This is a genomic window from Pseudomonas sp. 18175 (assembly GCF_050432925.1).
Classification (GTDB): domain Bacteria; phylum Pseudomonadota; class Gammaproteobacteria; order Pseudomonadales; family Pseudomonadaceae; genus Aquipseudomonas.
In genome coordinates this window covers 80,614-97,757 of record NZ_JBKFTO010000008.1, presented here as the reverse complement: position 1 = coordinate 97,757, position 17,144 = coordinate 80,614, and the positions used below count along the sequence as shown (strand labels likewise).

The following is a 17,144-nucleotide window of genomic DNA, read 5'->3' as shown; positions in this document are numbered from 1 at the left end:
CCCCTCACCATAACGGCCGGACACGGCCGATGACGTGTTCGGCGCGCACCAGGCCACTGGCCTGATAACGCGAGTCGAAGGCGTCGGGGCTGGTGCCCTGCACGTACAGCTGGCCGGGCGGAATCACCCCGGGGCGGATCGTCGCCAGGGCATGGCCGCTGGCGGTGAAGGGCTTGGCCAGGCCGACCGGTTGGCCGTTCACCGACACCTGCCGTCCCTGCACACTGATGTGATCGCCAGGTAACCCACGTACCTGTTTGAACAGTGGCTGGCCCTGCAGGCCCGGTGCAAAATCGGCGGTGGCCCCGTTAAAGCGGTAGACGATCAACTCGCCACGCTGCAGCGGGGCAACCGCCGGCTGCAGCCAGCCCACGCGATAGGGCAGGCTGGGTGTCCAGTTGAACAGCAACGGAATTTGAGGCTGCGGGTCGACAAACAACCGACTCAACGCCAATGCCCAAATCCCCGCCAATGGCAGGTATAGCCACCAGCGGCGTTGGCACTCCGCGCGCCAGAAGCGCGCATGTTCGAGCAACCGGCGTTTCATGGCTGGCCCACCTTGCGCCGCAGCGCCTCGGTCAGGTTCAGGGTGCGCTCCGGCGTGGCGCTGACCGCACCCTTGACCACCACCAGGCAACGGCATTCACGCGGCAGTTCGTCCAATGCCTGTGGCAGGCGTTGGGCAAAGTCGGTGACCCGTTGCAGGGCGGCTTCGCGCTCCCGCTCAGTCGCCGCGCCCGTGACCTGCTGGGTAAACGACGCCTCCTGCGCGCGGTACACCGCCGCCAAGTCGATCACGCCGATGCGGGTGTGCGGCACCACCCATAGCCGGTGATAGATCAGCAACGCCATGGCCATGACGACCAGCGTGGCACCCACTTGGCAGAGCCCGGGCATGACCGTGCGGTTCATGACAACACCCCACGCTGACGCAGCAATTCGGTGATGGCCTCATCAATCGACAAGCCCTGAGCGCGTAGGGCATCCAGCGGCGCATTGTCTTCCAGCTTGTTGGAAAACAGCAGGTGCGTCGCCGGGTCGAGGATATTGCGTGCCACGCCTTCACCGACCGGCGAGCTGATATACAGCTCGGCGTAGTGCCCCGGCTCCACCCGCAGCGAGTGCAACAGGCGTTTTTTGGCTTCATCCAGCGCCAGGCGGCCTTTGCGCTGCAGCATCTCGATGGACTCGGCTTTCTGCCGCAGCAGGAACATCCAGTCCGAGCAGTTCAGCGCCGCTTCCATCTGCGCCGAACCGTAGTAGTCATCGGCGCTTTGCGTGGCGGTGATCAACGCGCCGCCGTACTTGCGCGCCCGTCGCGCCGCTTCCTCGATCACCACCGCCTTGACCGGGTCATCGGCGGCGGCGTCACCCAGTTGCTGCTTGAGCTCGTCGATGATCAGCAGCTTGCGGCTGTTGCGTGTCAGGTACATCTCACCGGTAATGCGGTGCAGCAACATGATGGTCACCACCGCATGCAGGTCGGCGCGGCGCTTGAGTTCCTCGTTTTCGATGACGATAAAGTCGTTGCTGAAATCGACGTTGTTGCGGCCCTCGAAGAAGCGTGCGTACTGCCCGTCACGCGAGTAGGGGTTGAGCATCACCGCCAAGTCTTTCAGGCGCTGATCCTGATGGAGGCCCAGTTCATCAAGGTTGCCGCTGGTGAAGGCATCGCGCAGGGCGGTGATGGTCAGGTCATTGCCATGGGCCTTGAACAGTTTCAGCACCATGGCCGAGATGGCTTTGTACTGCACCTCATCCAGGCGGTTGTGCATCGAGGCCATTTTCGCGATCGCGGCCTCCAGCAGGTCGATGTCCTCGTTGATGTCCACCACCTGGGTGAACGGGTTCAGGCACAGATCGACCTCGGGACGGAATTCGATATAGGTGCCTTTAGCCTTACGACACAGCTTTTCGAAACTGCGGCCCAGGTCTTCCATCCACACCTTGCCGCCGATGGCGCGGTACGACCAGGCGATCTCGTTGAGCAATACCGATTTGCCCGCACCGGGGGCGCCGATCACCGCCGCGTTGTAGTTGCCCAGGTCATTGTCGAACAGGTCCAGGGTCATCAACTGACCGCGCCGTCCGCCGAACACCAATGCAGGGCTGCGGGTGCCGCGCCATTCGGCGAGCACTGGCGCCAGGTGGGCGGTGTTGGCCGAGGTTTTACGCGTGACTCGGCGCATCTTGGCCAGATCCTGGTGCAGGCGGGGGCTTAGGCTCATCGGCAGGCTGGCGAGCAGCGCCTGGCGCTGCATATAGGTGTCGGCATTCAGCTGAAAGCCGCGACTCCGCCAGATGGCCTGGGCAGTTTCCTGGCAGGCGGTGCCCTGCGCCGGTCGACAGAACAGAGCCAATTGGTGATACAGGCTGACCAGCGCGCCGCCATTGTCCAGGGCTTGGGCGGCGGCGCTCCAGTCCTGCAGTTTCTTGCCCACATCCGGCATCACCTGGGCCATCTTGCTGCGCGCATTCTGTGTGGCACGCACGTGGTTGCCGGTGACCACGGCCTTGGTGTGGTGCGGGTCCAGCACATGAATGCCGAGAGTCAGCATAAACGGGCAGGGGTACTGCAAGGCTGGCTGCATCAGGTCGCCGATCAACGAGCCCATCTGCCACAGCGCAAAATGTTCGGGATAGCTTTTGACTGACAGGAAGCGCGCTTCCAGCACCTCGGGCTGGTCTTCTTTCCAGAAGCGCAGGGCGTTGGGTTCGGCGTCCTGGATGGTGTCGAAGTCGACGATCTGGTCGCGCAGTTCGCGGCCGGGATCGTAGTTCAAGGCGGGGACGTCGGCACGGTACAGGCGGTCGGCATTGGTCAGCACGGCGCACCAGTTGATCAGGTCATCGGCGTTGCAGACCCGGTTCGGCAGCGAGGCAGCCTGCAAGGTTGAGCCCATCGCATCACGTAGGTGCAGCAGGCGTTCGCGTAGGCTCAGGTCGCTGCCGTGGCCGGGGGTGCAGGTGCTGAGCAGCAGGCGGAAGTCGCGCAGTTGATACGAGAAACCTGGCGTCAGCGAGGCCTGCGCGCCATTAAGCAAGTGGCCGACGCGCTGGCGTGCCAGCCGCCGGTACAGGTTGTCGTTGCGCGCCGGGCGACCCCATTGCGCGGCCTTTTCAGCCTGATCCTCGTCTTCCAGGCGCAGGTTGGCGTAGCGGCACAGGGTCGGCCGAATATGCGGTGAGGCCAACAGATGCCACTGCACGCCGGTGCCAGGCGGGCAGGTGCTGAGCATGGCACTCAGCACTTCGGCCATGCGTTCATCGGCGCCGGCCTGGGGCAGTACTTCCAGCACAAAGCCCAAGCCGTCGCGGTTGACGAACAACTGCTCGGCGGCGATATAACCCGAGTACGGCAGCCATTCGGCGAATTGTGCGCTGCTCGGTGACGGTGTTTGGCTGCGCCCGAGCGCGGAGAATAGATCAAGGCTCATGGCTGATCCTCCGGCACCTCGGGCAAGGTAAACGGCAATGGCTGGCTGGGCGCAGGCAACGGTTGCGCGGGTTCCGTGACGGTCTCCGTTGCCGGCGGCCGCACCGGCGCATAGGCATCGCGGCGTTGCTGCTGAACATGCTCGATCAACCAGCGCCCATCATCGACGCGCACGTAGACGAAGCTCTGGTCGTGCAGGTCGCCATCGCGGTCTTCCCACGGTTTGATCCACAGCCGCAGGATGCGTGTGGGCGAGCGCAATGGGCTGATGCTGTCGGTCGCCGGTGAGGCGGCTACCACCACGCGTTCTAGGGTGGCGTCCTTCGACGCCACCGACACCTGATTGGGCAAGCGTTGGCGCACTGCATTGGCATACACCCCGGAAATCGAATCGCAGGCCACGCCCTCCGGCGCGGCGCAGGCGTAGCGGCTATTACCCTGATAACCGCTCAAGCTGCAACCGCTTAGTCCGGTGAGCATCAGCCACAGCAGCAACAGGCAGGGGCGCTTCATGGGGTGACCTCCCGCAGTCGTGCTTCAATTTGTTCGGCGTCCAGCGCGCCGACGCTGCGGCGGCCGTCGGCCCAGATCAGCGTGGGCGTGCTGTTGACGCCCAGGCGTTCGGCCAGTGCCAGGTTGCGTTGCAGCGGCGTGTCGCACTGAGCGTCGCGGTTTAAGTCGCGCTCATCGGCATTCCGCATCCAGCGTTGCCAGGCCTGTAATGGGGCGGCGGCGCACCAGATGGCGCGTGCAAGGGCCTCGTCAAGGAACGGCAGCAGGTAGGTGCGCACGTGCAGGTTGTCGAGCGTGGCCAATTCACGTTCAAGGGCCTGGCAGTACGGACACGCCGGGTCGCTGAACACCACCAGTTGGCGCTGGCCCTGGCCGCGTTGTTCAGTGAGCGCATCCGACGTGGGCAGTTGGCTCAGGTCTACGAGGGGGGCTTCGGCGGCCGCTGGCGATGGGCCGGTCAGTTCGCGCAATTCCTGGGTGTCGAACAGGCGCCCGAACAGGAAGTAGCGGGGTGCAGTGGCCGCGACATAGGCCACGTTGTCACGCATCCACACCTCGAACAGGCCGGGGATCGGCGTCGGGCGTACGGCACTGAAGCTGGTCGCCGGATGCTGCTGACGCAGGGTCTCCAGCAAGGCTTCTTCGGTGGGTTCGGCGGCGACCAGGGCGGGTAGCCAGGACGCCGCGATCAGCAGGCGTTTAATCCCAGTCATCGCGGCTGCCCTCCGGCGAGGCGGCGGCGACCTCGATGCGCGCGCCCTTGGTGATGACCACGTCGATCTCGCGGCCGGCGTCGATCTCGATCACCGGGAAGGTCTTTTCCGCCAGTTGGATGTAGTACTGCGCCAGCCGGTCCAAGGCCTGGCCGATCCCAGTGCCAATGCCGGCGCGGTACACATTGCTGCCCGAGACACTGGAGACCGTGCCCAGCGGCGTGGTGGCGTACTCGGTGGATGCGGCAGCGATACCGCGCCCGAGGCCACTGATCACCCCGGTCATCAAGGCATTGGCGAGCAACTGCCCCTGCTTGGTCACCAATCGCCCGCGCACGCCGACCTTGCCGTCTTCGCCATACACGCTGCCCTGGATCTTGACCTCCAGCGTACGGCCGTCAGGGCGCACGCACGACAGGTTCTCGGTACGCAGGTAGGCGCGTTCGGCGCTGATATCGCCGTAGCCAGCGGCGATCACAAAGCACTCGCGGTAATCACCGCGATAACGATTGGGCAATACGCTGCTGTCGGCCAGGCGGATCAGCACCGGGTGTGGGTTGCCCTGAGCCTGGCCGCCGGTGGGGGCATCCAGGCCGCCAAGCAGGGTGCCGCGGGTGAAGCTGACCGGCAGGAAGCTCGCCAGCGTGTTGGGTGCCTCGGTAGACGCGTTGGTCGGGGCGGCGCTGGCCGGCGTGCGCGGGCGAGCACCTTCCACGCTGGCCAACCGGATATGGGCGATGGCTGGGCGGGGTGGTGCCGGTAGGGGTGGGCTACCGACGGGCATGCCGGGCGGCGGCTCCAAGGGTGGCAGGTCCAACGGCAGGGGAGCCGGTGTCAGCGGTGGGCTGCCGGTCAGGCGTTGCTCCAGTTCGGCCAGGCGCTGCTGAACGCTTTGTTCAAAGTCTTGGCGGGTCTGATTCAGGCGCGACTGTTCTTGGCGGTCACTCTCGTACTGCGCCAGCTTGCGCCCGGCGTTGCCGACCCAGCGGTCCAAGGGGCTGACCTGGCTGCCGGGCGCCATCACGTCGATATTGGTCACCGGGCCGCTGACCTCCGGGGCACCGCCAAGAGTGGGGGTGGTTTCGGTCAGTGCAAACACCAGCCACAGCAGGCCCACCCCGCCAAACAGCAGCACGATCAAGAATGCGTACTGGCGCTGGCGCGGCGACAGGCGATCCCACAGCGAGGGCACCGCCGAGCTGACGGGGTCGGTGCTCATGGCTGAACCTCCGCCTGACGCAGCACATAAACCGTGCCGCTCGCGCCGGGTAACAGGTTGTGCTGGTCGATGGCCACTGCGAGGACGGCGTCGCTGCTGCGATCGAACTCCTGTTCGGCCAGCACCATTTCCTGTTCGCTGATATTGCGCAGCAGGTAGCGTTCGCCAATCAGCGTGGCGCCGGTGTAGCGGCGCACCAACGTCAGTTGGGCTTCGCGCCACAGTTGAAGAGGCTGATCCAGGGTTTCCACTTCAAAACCGGACAGGGCACGATCTGCCGCTATCGCCGTGAGCAAGGTTTTGAGCGCCCGCACATGGGCAGTGGCGGGACTGATCGGTCCCGACTGATGGGTGCCGCTGCTAGGGCTGATATCACGGATAACGATGGTGTCGGCCGGCGTATCAGCGGGGCGCAGGATCAGCGTGTAGGTGGCCTGGGCGGAGGCGATAAACAGGTTGACCGGCTTGTCGCGCGCGCCCACCGGTTTGATATACACCTCGCCTTTGCTGCGGTCGCACTCCAGCAGCACCTCGCCCTCCGGGTTGAGCGGCAGGCGGCTGGGGTCCGGCGCGCCGGGCATCAGCGGTTCGGAGGCTGGAGCGACGCAATTGCTGGCATAGACACTGCCAAACACATCGGTGATCGGCGCGTTCTCGATCCGAATGCGCGTCGGTTCACGCCGCGACAGGATCGCCTCGACCGCCACACCATCGCGGGCATTGATCCGTTGTTCGGCGTCCCCTGCTGTTGGCAATAACAGCAATGACGCCGCAGTGAGCCAGCGATTACGGACGCGCATTGGCCACCTCTTCAAACCCGGTCAGTTGCAGACGCCCGCCGTTGAAGGTGAACGCCACGCGATAGGCCTTGGTCTCGTTGGCGGTCTCTTCGCCATTGATCAAGGTGCGCAGGCGCCCGCGCACCACCACCTGCTGCCGGGTTTCATCGGGCACCAGCTGTTGCGGGGCAAAGGCAGTGCTGGCGTTGAGGCGCTTCAGGCGTTCGGCCTCCACCTCCTGGCGTGCCTTGAGCACGCCATGCAGGTCGGGCTCCACATAGCTGAGCAGGGTGTCCTTCTTCCAGTCGATGCTGGCCGGGGTGACGTCCAGCACCAGCCAGGCGACAAAGCTGCCCATCTGCTCCAGGTAGGTGTTGCTCGCGGCGTGGCTGCTGACCCAGAAGGTTTGGGTGATATTCGGCGGCACCAGCACCGTGCGCTCACGGCCCAGCAGTTGCAGGATCACCACCCCGGACAACACCTGTGCGCCGATCAGCAGCAGTGCGGCCAGGCCGAGGCCGGCGCTCAGTCGGCGCAGCTGTTTGAGGTCATGGCTGAGGCGTTCGAAGTCCATGGCGCACCGTCCTCATCCGACCAGCCGCCGCCGGTAGGACGGCGGGGTGGCGTGCAGCGCGGTCAACGGCATCGCAGGCAGGTGCCAATACAGCCAGTGCAGCGCAAACGCCGGATGCTTGTCCTGTTTGCTGTGGGCGATCCAGCGCGCCAGCAGCAGGCCGAAGGCCAGGCACAGGGCAAAGGCCCACTTGTTGCCGCTGAGGTAGCCGATCAGCGCGCCGAATAGCACCGGCGCGGCGATATCGACATCCCAGAAGCCGAGCTTCCACGGATCGTCGAGACGGCGTGGGATATAGGTGGTGTCGTCCATTGCACGGCCCTCACACCACCGCGCCCATGATCGCGCCGGCAATCACCAGCCCCACGGCGGCAAAGATCGCCAGCCCGACATAGAACAGCACCGGGCCGAAGTTGCGCAGTGCACTCAGGGAAATCAGCGCCACCACAAAGCCGATAAACCCCACCAGCGCCTTGATGCCGGGGCCAAGCGAGGCGAGCTGGGTCAGCGCCGAGGTCAGCGGGCCGGTGATGCCGCTGAAGGCGACCAGGTCCAGCGCACCGACCGGCCACGCCAGCAATGCGCTCAACAGGGCCAGGCCCGTGACGGTCGCCACTGCGCGACCGCGATGGCACGCTTTCATGATGGGCTCCCATAGTCGATCTGAAGCTCCACGCGACGGTTCTGGCGGCGCCCGGTGTCGGTCTCGTTGGGTGCGAGATAGCAGCAGGCGCCTTGCCCGTCGACTGACACCGCGGTGCCGGCTTCCAGTTCATCTTGCAGGTAGGCGTGTACCGCCTGCGCCCGTTGCACTGCCAGCTTGGCATTACGTGCCGGGGTGCCAATGGCATCGGTGTAGCCGATCAGGGTGAGGCGGCGAGCACCGGACAACACCTCCGTCAGCGCATCCAGGGTGTCGCGGGCGGCCGTGTCCAGCACGGCGCTGCCCAAGGCAAAGGTGACCTGCCCTCGCCATGAGGGGATCGGCCGAGCGGCTTGCACGACGTGCAAGGTCTTGGCCGTCACGGCGGGGCAGGTCGTCGACAGGCACAGCACAAAGGGCGCATCGCGGCCATGGCCGAACTGGGCCAGGCGGGGTGCTTCCTCTGGCATGCCGGGCTGCGGCACGGGGACGCTGCGACAGGCGCTCAGCAGCAGCGCGCCAACCCCCATCAGTGCCACATGGGGCAGGACGGTGGTGTTCATGGCATCACCCGAATCGCACGCAAACTGATCGGCTGGGCGACGGCAATAACGTCACTTGCCTGCCGTTGTGCTGCGGGCAATTGCCGATATACCTTCCAGGCATAGCGCGTACGGGCCTGGTCACAGGCCGCACCCTTGAGCCGCGAACATGAGGCGTTATAGGCGCCCACCGCGTTCCACGTGCGCCCATGCCGGGCAAAGGCATCGGCCAGCAACGCGGCACCCACCTGCAGGTTGGTGCAGGGATCGAACAAATCCTGCTCACGGATACCCCGCCGGGCCAGGCGCGGCAGGTGCGAACTGTTGATCTGCATCAGACCGATGTCATAGCTGCCGGTGCGCCGCCGATGCGTGCGATTGACCGCCTGCGGGTTGAGGCCAGATTCGACTTTGGCCACCGCGACCAACAGCTCAGCCGACACCCCGGAGCGCCGTGCCGCCTCGCTCCAGCACTGCGCCTGCGTGCCGGTAGCGTTCAGCCACAGCAGCGGGCCGCAGCAGTAAAGCAACCAGTGATGAGACATGATCGTCGCACCTCACGTGTTCGTGTTGATCACTCCAACGACGAATACGGTACGACGATTTTTGCAAAAAGGGTGGGCTGAATACCCCCCAACTTGAGGGGGTTTAGCGGTTAGTGGTGAAAAAGTTGAGGAGGGGAGTTGCTTAGGTGAGATGCAACGCGGCCAGGCCCGTGTCCAGTGCCTCGGCCTGCGCGACAAAGTCCTTGGGCCGACGCTGTTGAAAAGTCAGCAAGTTCGCCAGCTTCCAGCGCAACGCTGGCAGCTGATCGGCGTGCGCACACTGTAGGAGCGACCAATCCGGCTGCGCCCTCGCCAAGCCACTCAGGAACTGGCGGTGTGCAGCACTCAGTCGTAGAGGCAGTTCATGGCGCAATCGAGTTCGGGTATCGAGCAGCGTCTCAAGTGGACATTCCTGTTCGGTCATACCGACGAAGGCGCGCCGGTACTCTGTCGCAATGTCCTTGTCATTGCCGAACAACACTTCGTGTGTGGGCCGATTGTGGCCGGCCAGGTAGATCACAAAACACTCGACCATAGCGTCGGTGATTCCCCCTGTCTCGAAGAGCTGCCAGACGTCAAACAGATCCCGTGGATGCTGACGGTCAAGTGCCGCCACCAGCTTGCCGGCATAGAGTTCGTCAGGATTGAGGATCGGCGTTTCAAACTCAACGCCGAACAACGCGCTGGTTCGGGCACACAATGGTTGACGCTCAACCGGCAGGGCGGTGCCTCGGAACACCACATTGACCTCAATCTTCACCTGGGTGACCAGATCCTCGGCAATCAGCTTGGTGTCACCCAGGTCCTTGCTGTGTATCAACCGCGTCTGCACGCCGAGGGGCGCTAACCGCTGAGCAATCGCTGCCAGCTCATGGTTGATCGCCAGCAGGGCCTGGTCGCGGGGATGTTGCCAGGGCAGATACACCACATCGATGTCCACGGACAGCCGGGGCATATCCTGCACGAACAAATTGATGGCGGTGCCGCCCTTCATGGCAAAGATGTCGTTGGCAAACACCTCGGGTGTGATGTTCAACAGCAGCCGCACGGTGTCGGCGTAGTGCTTATCCATGAGGCTTCAGACTCAGTAACGTGCCGTCATCCAGCCGGCTCATCCAGCGCGTGTTGCTGCCAACGCGCACCGGGTACTGCCGCAACAAGTCATCTACATCCACCACGCCGGTCTCGCGTGCCCAGGTGAGGAACAGCCGTACAGTCTTTACGCTGGTGGAGCAGGCCAACAATTGCCCCAGCAACTGCTTGCGCGGTGAACGCAGACCATCAAACAGATTGCGTGCCTCCTCCAGGCTCTGGTGGGTACCCACCTCGTAGAGCAACTCCAGCACCGCTCGTTCGGGCACCGAGACCTGCAACCCAGCCGCAGCACCTGGAGGCGTATGCAGGGTTGACCCGGCGAAGCTTTCATCCGGCCAATCGAATAGCTTGGCGCTGACGTATCGGGCGGGGAAGCGCAATGTGAACCACGGCGGCAGGGCAAAACGCACATCACCCCACAGCACCAGCGTATCGCGTGGGCTCAGGTTATGCCGCACGCCCTGCATGGACAGCGCGCTGCGACCAGCGACGTGCAGGCCGGCCACCCGTTGTTGCAGGAAGCGCAGCGCGCCGCTGACATCGAAGTCGTCATTGGGAAAGGCGTAGACGCCCTGGCCCAGGCGTATCAGCCAGCCGCTGGTGACGTAGCGGGCGGCCAGTTGCGGGGAAACGCCTAGGGACTCGAGCATGGCAAGGTCGAACGGGGCGCCGCGGGGGAGCTCTGTTTGCATGCGTTTGAGTACTTGGTGTCGGGTATTTGTATCCATGGGTTAAAGATACGTCAGGATCTAATCATTTCCTAGTCAGCACAGATGTTGGAAAGGAAGTAGCTTCATGGTTGATATTTGGTGCTAAATCTAATCATTGGTTGTTTTACAGACAGCCAACAGTTGCCTACACGTCGGGTCTGTGGGCAGGGCGAGCACCCTATGATGAGGCCGACTCTATTGATTAGTCTGAAGAGAAGTCAGGTGAGGGCCATGTCTAAGCAGTTACAACCGACCGATGGGCTCAATCAACGTGGGCCCCTGATTTCTGACGTTGCCCACTGCTTTGCCTACAGGAAACCACTCAAACTCATCGGTGGGCCGGCACCGTTCCTTTGCAATCTCCACGACCCGTACAGGCGATAAGCTCGGATCAAGCCATTCGTTGGCATGTTGAGCCGTCAGCACCAGAGGGCGACGATCATGGATGTCGACCATGCCCTCGTCACTCGCGGCGGTAATGATGACGAATCCGTCGCCCTCGCGAGGTTCCAGGCCCGGGTGGACCTCGGCCAGAGCGCCGAAGAACATCGGTCTCCGGCTTTTCAGGCGGATGAAGTAGGGTTGCTTTTTCTTCGGGGCATCCGGGTCTTTGACCCACTCGTACCAGCCTTCGCTGGGCACGAGGGCCCGGCCGTTCGGCCAAAGCTGTTTGAAAAACTTGCCTGTGGTCACGGTCTCCACGCGGGCATTGATTGGATCGGGCCGCTTACCCTTTGCCCAAAACGGTGCCCAGCCCCAATGGACGGCATCAATGTGCAAGCGGTTGTCCCTGGTGTGCAGTACCTGCACGCGCGTGGTCGGTGCAATGTTGAACCGGTTGATCGGCGCTGCGTCATAGCCACTGAACATGTCGATCTGAGGGCTAAGCTCCTCAATGTAGATCGCCATTCCCTCGAACTGCACAAATCGCCCGCACATAGCGTTCTCCGCATGGTGGAAGCCTGGACCGGCCAGCTGTCTGTACACGGTAGACACTTGCAGGAGCAATTCGTCATGGCCCTGATGAGTGGGTGCGTTCATCCGAAGAATACCTTGTATGAAAATCACGCCGGGCTGGTAATGGATGCCGCCTGTCAGATACAGCCTACGGAAAATTGACCGCAAGTCGTGCTCGCTATTAACTGTATGTTCGTACAGTATTTGTAAAAGGCTGCGTCATGAGTTTCAACATCCTGGGCCCAATAGCCAATGGCGGCATCAAGCTGCCTCTTTGCTCGTTCCATGTGCCCGCTGGCTTTCCGTCGCCCGCGGCGGATCATATCGAGCAGCATATTTCTCTGGATGAAGTACTCAATATCCGGGCGCCCCATGTGTATCTTGTCATGATCACCGGCGAGAGCATGCAGGGCGCGGGCATCTACGACGGTGACCTGGCGGTGGTGGATCGGTCGATTGAGCCAGCCCACGGACACATCGTGATTGCACTGCTGAACAACGACCCCACGTGCAAGCGCCTGTGCAAACGTGGCAAGGAAGTGATTCTGCTGTCCGAGAACCCGAAGTATCCGGCGCGCTATGTTCTGGAGGGTGATGAGCTGTCTATCTGGGGCGTGATCACCAGTACCGTACGCAGCCATGTCTAAGGTCGACCCGGTATTCGCGCTGATCGATTGCAATAGCTTCTATGCCAGTTGCGAGCGGGTCTTCCGTCCCGACTTGGCTAAAACGCCCATTGTGGTGTTGAGCAACAACGATGGCTGCGTCATTGCCCGAAGCTACGACGCCAAGCCCTTCATCAAAATGGGCGAGCCGTACTTCCAGATCAAGCACAAGCTCAAGCAACACGGCATTGTGCCGTTTTCGTCTAACTATGCGCTCTACGGTGACATGAGCGAGCGGGTGATGACGCTGATTGAAAGCATGGTGCCAGCCGTTGAGATCTATAGCATCGACGAAGCCTTTGCCGATCTTACCGGCATCCAGGCCCTGGATGCGCTTGGGCGGCAGATCCGCGCACAGGTACTTCGCTGCACGGGTATCCCGGTCGGTGTCGGTATTGCGAGCACCAAAACCCTGGCCAAGTTGGCCAATCACACAGCAAAGCGTTTGCAGGCTCAGACGGGCGGCGTGGTGAACATCACCGACCCAGCCAAGCGCGACTGGGTACTGCGCAATACCGATGTCTCGGAGGTGTGGGGTGTTGGTCGAAAAATGAAACTCCACCTCGACGCGCTGGGAATCAAGTCAGCCATGGACCTGGCAAAGGCGGACCCGTGGACGCTGCGCAAGAAGTTCAGCGTCGTGATCGAAAAGACGGCCAGGGAGTTGAGTGGCACGCCTTGCCTGGAGTTGGATGAGCCCGATCCGCCAAAGCAGGAAATCTGCTGCAGCCGCATGTTCGGCAAGCGATTGACGGAGCTCGCGCCTATCAAGGAGGCGGTAGCCACCTACATGATGCGAGCCTCTGAGAAGCTCCGCGCCCAGAACTCACTGTGCAAAAAAGTGCGCGTGTGCATCCGTACCGGCATGTTCAATCCCGAGGAGGCAAAGTATGCCAATGGGGTGGTGGTGGATATGCCGTACCCCACCGACGACGTGCGCCTGCTGACCCAAACTGCGGTCGGCGCGCTTGACCGCATATTTCGACCTGGCTTCAAGTACAGCAAGGCCGAGGTGATGTTGCTCAGCCTATGCCAGCCCGGTGAGTACACCGATGACCTGTTCGCTACATCGCAGCCAGCAGAGGCCACGCGGGTGATGACGGTGCTGGACCAGATCAACGAGCGGTGGGGCAGGGGAACCTTGCGTTCGGCCAGTGTGCCTGCGGATCCTGATTGGGACATGCGGCGTGAAATGATGAGCCAGAGCTACACGACCAGGCTTGATCAGCTCTGGTCGGTGGGTTGTAGGTGATGGCTGCGATAGGATAGAGGTTGTCGGTAAACGTCAGCCATTGCATCAGCACTTGCTATCATTCGAACCAATCCAGTAGCCCAAATCCACGCCTTCATGGCGACGTCCTTGACGCGTGACGCGTGCCAGATGTTATTGGAGCTATTAGCTAGAAAATACTGTTCTATATCAGTCCAAAAACTTTGACTCTGGTTCGTGACCAAGCAGTGGATTCTCAGCATCCGATTGCAATTGCTCTGCACGAGCTTGCGATTTCCATCCAATATCAACTATCTCTTTGATCCTATCCACGAATGGTTTGGCACCCTCGCCTAACTTACCCAGAGCAACGCCTGCATCTCCCATCAACTCATAGAAGCGACTGATATCAGACATTTTTTTATGCAGCTCTGATTGCATCTTTTCTAGGCGTTTAAGCATGCGCTGCTTATGTGCGTCATCCAACTCGGTGTTGGCGTTCACCATTTCACGCAACTCATTGATTAGTTGCTGAATACGCTTCAAATCCCCATCAGTAAACTCGTACCCGAAGCCATCAGTAAGAGAAACAGAGAATCGCTTCTTAAGATCCTCCAGTTTGCTGCTAGATGACTTGCCCACCAGATCACTTTGCACTTCCTGCAAAAATCTTCTCAGCTGGTTGCAAACATATCCCATCGCTCCGTCAAGGTCAGGAGGAGAAACAGAATGCGATATCATCTCCTGATCCTCAAGCTGCAAAAGAAGGGCAGCAGCTTCGATCAAGACATCATGATTCTCCTCAGTCCAATCTCCCGAGTAATTCCTATCTGGTTCGGACTCTTTCAGGGCATGCCGGCATACAGCTATGCCTCCGTCAACTGGATTGTTTCGTACTGCCTGAAGCACGTCGCTGGGGATCGCCATATGTCATCCGTGGATAGTGATGCGTAGTCATCACTTTGCCATATGCGGACTAGATTTAGAATATCTACAATGACGAGGATACGAACGTAGATAAGCTGATTTTCGAGCGGTAGGAAGAAGACGGGGCAGAGGCTAGATCGGAATAATTGATAGGCGGGACGGTGCCGATCTTAGCCTGCGGCAAACGGGGGGTAGCGGCCAAAATCTGGCCTTCGGCCAAGGCCAGTCACTCAGCATCTACATAGCTACAAGCGATTCAGTATGATGGCCTCGGTGTTATGGAATGGAATTTCCTAAGGAGTCGCTATGATAAAACCACCGTTCAAAATTCTTAAATCTCATCTGGTAGATGGGTTTTTCATTACGGCTGAAAAATTGTATCGCGAATTCCAGCAACCGCTAGAGGCGGTGGGTAGATTCAGGAGCGGACGAATCTATTTTCTTGTCAAGCGGCGCAAAGCACGGTTTTCCAGTGTCCGCCTAAGCAAAAAGTGCCAGGTCGTGTTTAAGTATGCTTCACAGGGCATGCTGTCGCGCTCACACAAGGTCGACATCGCTCAGCTAATACATGGCGCGCCGGCTATCAATAAAAAATACTTTCCGACCCCGGAATACTTGCAATCAATGATTCAATATGTCACGTCTGCGGATGAGTATGGGCGCTTGCTGAAGCGCGAGCCCTTGATCGCAGCCATCATGCCCGGAAGAGGGGAAAAGGAACGCGCGGATCGAGCAATCGCCTACCATTTTCTAACACCTGCAGACCCGACGCCCGCGGATAAAAACAGACATATCATCTTTGCTCATCAACTGCTGCGTATTACCGATGACCTTCCGGAAAAATACGAAATCATGTACATCGGCAAGTCCATGGAGCTGTACGACAGAATGAACGGTCACAAGCGCGTGCAGCAAGCTCAGGCAGAATGCGAGGATGATGCGGAAATCTATCTTTACTTCTTTACACCACGATTCGAGGCAGTGGCGTCTCGCGACGGTATAGTCATCAAACAACCCTGCGACTATGAGAGCCTGGGGGAAGAAAATCTCGTGCTTGCCGTGGAGGCCGGTTTGATCAATTACTTCTCGCCTGAGATGAATATTCAGAATAAGGCGACAGACCTGCGTAAAAGTAAGGCTATGACCCGCGTGAAGAGTTTGAATTACACTCATTTTATTTCCGAGTGTAATTTCGATGAGAATGACTATGCGTTCGAAACGACGAAAGTCAGGAAGAGTAGCAGGCACGAGAAGATTTACTCGCTCTAACGCAGAGTGGGAGCCCTGCGATAAATTTCAAAACACGCTCCAATGTGCGCTCGAACATGTTAATAGGGCTCACCCCATGTAATCTGTGGATCAGAGGTAGGTTCAGCACCGCTCTGAACGTATAGCCAGGGGGTGACACACTTCAATCACTTCATTGTTGAGGATTTAGTTCAAGTCTAATCGGGGCGCACCACTATCAGCGGCTTGTAGACCGTCCGCGACATCCGCAGTTGGGCACCGCTACAGCCATGTCGACCTTCTTTCTTCGCAATGGCTGATGATAACGATCACTCCCGCATTGCCTTTTCATAAGTGTGTGCGTGGTAACTGCAAAGCCCTCCATTGTCCTGATCACTCTGGCCTAAACCTTCTTCACAGATCCAGCACTCTGTGTACTCAAGCTCTGTCTTACACCACAGACAATTCTGTTCATAAATAACAAATGTCCCATGCCCGCACTCTATGCAGTCTTCTACGCTGGGCTCCTCTCCATCCCGTGGATCATAGTCGTGAGCTTTGTTTAAAGTTTCGACGATGAGTGGAACAATGAGGTCGGTATTGCCGCATGCCAAACATAGATATTCAAAGGTATCTTCGTCCCTTTCTACACTCGCACCATCATCAATAAATAGTGGGCCGGGGGTCAGTAGAGAAGACGAACACTCTTCACATTGGCTTTCGTCAAGCCAAGGTGTCATGCCGTCTGGAACATTTGCTGCTGCCCAAGCCTTTCTGCATTGTTCTTTCGTATCCACGAAGAAGCTGTGATGCAGCAGCATGGTTTGCCAAGCTGTGCCCAAAATATCAGCTGGGGGTTCTTCCAGCTGGACCTGGATGAAGTCACGCACCACCGGAAAGAGCTCTGCGACGAAATCAGCGACCTCACCTAATGTCGTTGCAGGATGCAGATGTTCCAGATGATTGCGGCAGTTCTGAAGTCTCTCTACCACCTTCCAATCAACGTTGATTTCGAAGCCTTCAAACCGTTTTTTAATTGTTCCTACATCAATGGTTGTCGGCTTGAATTTTCCTTTGGGTGCCCACTCGACGCCTCCATTGCCATCGCTTTGGGGTAGAACTTCTGGAGGTGTGAAAATGAGTGATGCGGCGTCGTTGGGATCGTCCACCGAAATGGCAATTTTGTACTTGAACAGCAGCAGTACTCCCGCGAAAAGATTCCGTACTGCGGAGAGGGCACGAGCTGGGTCGCCTCCGGAACTCGGAGCCGTTTGGCATCTTTCAAAATCTTCAATGCCGAGTCGGATCGAAGTGAGTGCATTTTCTCTTAATTTTTGTGCATCCAATTCAGGGTTCAAGCGTTGTTGGCTCATTAACCGTCTCCTGAGG

Annotated in this window: 20 protein-coding genes; 3 read left to right on the top strand and 17 right to left on the bottom strand. The window is 60.0% G+C overall.

What is annotated here, in order from left to right; translation table 11 throughout:
- Nucleotides 1-4: 4 nt before the first annotated feature.
- The 15 genes from traF to ACLD1Y_RS13025 all read right to left on the bottom strand — a co-directional run bounded on the left by traF (nt 5) and on the right by ACLD1Y_RS13025 (nt 11,708).
- Nucleotides 5-547, bottom strand: a complete 543-nt coding sequence (traF, locus tag ACLD1Y_RS13095; RefSeq protein WP_429478369.1) for a conjugative transfer signal peptidase TraF — start codon at nt 545-547, stop codon at nt 5-7.
- Complete coding sequence (locus tag ACLD1Y_RS13090) at nt 544-912, bottom strand: hypothetical protein (protein WP_429478368.1); 369 nt, start codon at nt 910-912, stop codon at nt 544-546. Before ACLD1Y_RS13090 ends, traF begins: the two co-directional genes overlap by 4 nt.
- Nucleotides 909-3,437, bottom strand: a complete 2,529-nt coding sequence (traC, locus tag ACLD1Y_RS13085) for a type IV secretion system protein TraC (RefSeq protein ID WP_429478367.1) — start codon at nt 3,435-3,437, stop codon at nt 909-911. The genes ACLD1Y_RS13090 and traC overlap by 4 nt, the downstream gene beginning before the upstream one ends.
- Nucleotides 3,434-3,949: a TraV family lipoprotein gene (locus ACLD1Y_RS13080; protein WP_429478366.1), complete on the bottom strand. Its 516-nt coding sequence runs from the start codon at nt 3,947-3,949 to the stop codon at nt 3,434-3,436. Before ACLD1Y_RS13080 ends, traC begins: the two co-directional genes overlap by 4 nt.
- Nucleotides 3,946-4,662: a DsbC family protein gene (locus tag ACLD1Y_RS13075; protein WP_429478365.1), complete on the bottom strand. Its 717-nt coding sequence runs from the start codon at nt 4,660-4,662 to the stop codon at nt 3,946-3,948. Before ACLD1Y_RS13075 ends, ACLD1Y_RS13080 begins: the two co-directional genes overlap by 4 nt.
- Entirely contained in the window at nt 4,649-5,881 is a 1,233-nt protein-coding gene (locus ACLD1Y_RS13070; RefSeq protein WP_429478364.1) for a TraB/VirB10 family protein, read from the bottom strand. Before ACLD1Y_RS13070 ends, ACLD1Y_RS13075 begins: the two co-directional genes overlap by 14 nt.
- Complete coding sequence (locus ACLD1Y_RS13065) at nt 5,878-6,681, bottom strand: type-F conjugative transfer system secretin TraK (protein ID WP_429478363.1); 804 nt, start codon at nt 6,679-6,681, stop codon at nt 5,878-5,880. Before ACLD1Y_RS13065 ends, ACLD1Y_RS13070 begins: the two co-directional genes overlap by 4 nt.
- On the bottom strand, nt 6,668-7,234 hold the full coding sequence (gene traE / locus ACLD1Y_RS13060) for a type IV conjugative transfer system protein TraE (RefSeq protein WP_429478362.1): 567 nt from the start codon (nt 7,232-7,234) through the stop codon (nt 6,668-6,670). Before traE ends, ACLD1Y_RS13065 begins: the two co-directional genes overlap by 14 nt.
- A gap of 12 nt (nt 7,235-7,246) precedes the next feature.
- Complete coding sequence (gene traL / locus ACLD1Y_RS13055) at nt 7,247-7,546, bottom strand: type IV conjugative transfer system protein TraL (RefSeq protein ID WP_429478361.1); 300 nt, start codon at nt 7,544-7,546, stop codon at nt 7,247-7,249.
- A gap of 10 nt (nt 7,547-7,556) precedes the next feature.
- Nucleotides 7,557-7,877 (bottom strand): hypothetical protein, encoded by a 321-nt coding sequence (locus ACLD1Y_RS13050; protein WP_429478360.1) that lies wholly within the window; start codon nt 7,875-7,877, stop codon nt 7,557-7,559.
- Nucleotides 7,874-8,440 carry an OmpA family protein gene (locus ACLD1Y_RS13045; RefSeq protein WP_429478359.1) on the bottom strand — a complete coding sequence of 189 codons (567 nt, stop codon included), beginning with the start codon at nt 8,438-8,440 and terminating at the stop codon, nt 7,874-7,876. The genes ACLD1Y_RS13050 and ACLD1Y_RS13045 overlap by 4 nt, the downstream gene beginning before the upstream one ends.
- Complete coding sequence (locus tag ACLD1Y_RS13040; protein WP_429478358.1) at nt 8,437-8,964, bottom strand: lytic transglycosylase domain-containing protein; 528 nt, start codon at nt 8,962-8,964, stop codon at nt 8,437-8,439. The genes ACLD1Y_RS13045 and ACLD1Y_RS13040 overlap by 4 nt, the downstream gene beginning before the upstream one ends.
- Before the next feature lie 142 nt (nt 8,965-9,106).
- Nucleotides 9,107-10,036: a nucleotidyl transferase AbiEii/AbiGii toxin family protein gene (locus ACLD1Y_RS13035; RefSeq protein WP_429478357.1), complete on the bottom strand. Its 930-nt coding sequence runs from the start codon at nt 10,034-10,036 to the stop codon at nt 9,107-9,109.
- Nucleotides 10,029-10,787: a type IV toxin-antitoxin system AbiEi family antitoxin domain-containing protein gene (locus tag ACLD1Y_RS13030; protein WP_429478356.1), complete on the bottom strand. Its 759-nt coding sequence runs from the start codon at nt 10,785-10,787 to the stop codon at nt 10,029-10,031. Before ACLD1Y_RS13030 ends, ACLD1Y_RS13035 begins: the two co-directional genes overlap by 8 nt.
- 225 nt (nt 10,788-11,012) lie before the next feature.
- Nucleotides 11,013-11,708, bottom strand: a complete 696-nt coding sequence (locus tag ACLD1Y_RS13025; RefSeq protein ID WP_429478505.1) for an SOS response-associated peptidase family protein — start codon at nt 11,706-11,708, stop codon at nt 11,013-11,015.
- A gap of 239 nt (nt 11,709-11,947) precedes the next feature.
- On the opposite strand from ACLD1Y_RS13025, the gene ACLD1Y_RS13020 reads away from it, so the two are divergent.
- Together ACLD1Y_RS13020 and umuC are read left to right on the top strand one after the other, a co-directional pair.
- On the top strand, nt 11,948-12,373 hold the full coding sequence (locus ACLD1Y_RS13020) for a LexA family protein (RefSeq protein WP_429478355.1): 426 nt from the start codon (nt 11,948-11,950) through the stop codon (nt 12,371-12,373).
- Nucleotides 12,366-13,643, top strand: coding sequence for a translesion error-prone DNA polymerase V subunit UmuC (gene umuC, locus ACLD1Y_RS13015; protein WP_429478354.1), 1,278 nt, complete (start codon nt 12,366-12,368; stop codon nt 13,641-13,643). Before ACLD1Y_RS13020 ends, umuC begins: the two co-directional genes overlap by 8 nt.
- A 168-nt stretch (nt 13,644-13,811) precedes the next feature.
- On the opposite strand, the gene ACLD1Y_RS13010 is transcribed toward umuC, so the two are convergent.
- On the bottom strand, nt 13,812-14,528 hold the full coding sequence (locus ACLD1Y_RS13010; RefSeq protein ID WP_429478353.1) for a hypothetical protein: 717 nt from the start codon (nt 14,526-14,528) through the stop codon (nt 13,812-13,814).
- Nucleotides 14,529-14,834: 306 nt separating this feature from the next.
- On the opposite strand from ACLD1Y_RS13010, the gene ACLD1Y_RS13005 reads away from it, so the two are divergent.
- Nucleotides 14,835-15,797 (top strand): hypothetical protein, encoded by a 963-nt coding sequence (locus tag ACLD1Y_RS13005; protein ID WP_429478352.1) that lies wholly within the window; start codon nt 14,835-14,837, stop codon nt 15,795-15,797.
- A 287-nt stretch (nt 15,798-16,084) separates the two neighbouring features.
- Here the strand turns inward: ACLD1Y_RS13005 and ACLD1Y_RS13000 are convergent, their stop codons facing one another.
- Nucleotides 16,085-17,128 carry a hypothetical protein gene (locus ACLD1Y_RS13000; protein ID WP_429478351.1) on the bottom strand — a complete coding sequence of 348 codons (1,044 nt, stop codon included), beginning with the start codon at nt 17,126-17,128 and terminating at the stop codon, nt 16,085-16,087.
- Nucleotides 17,129-17,144: the final 16 nt, after the last annotated feature.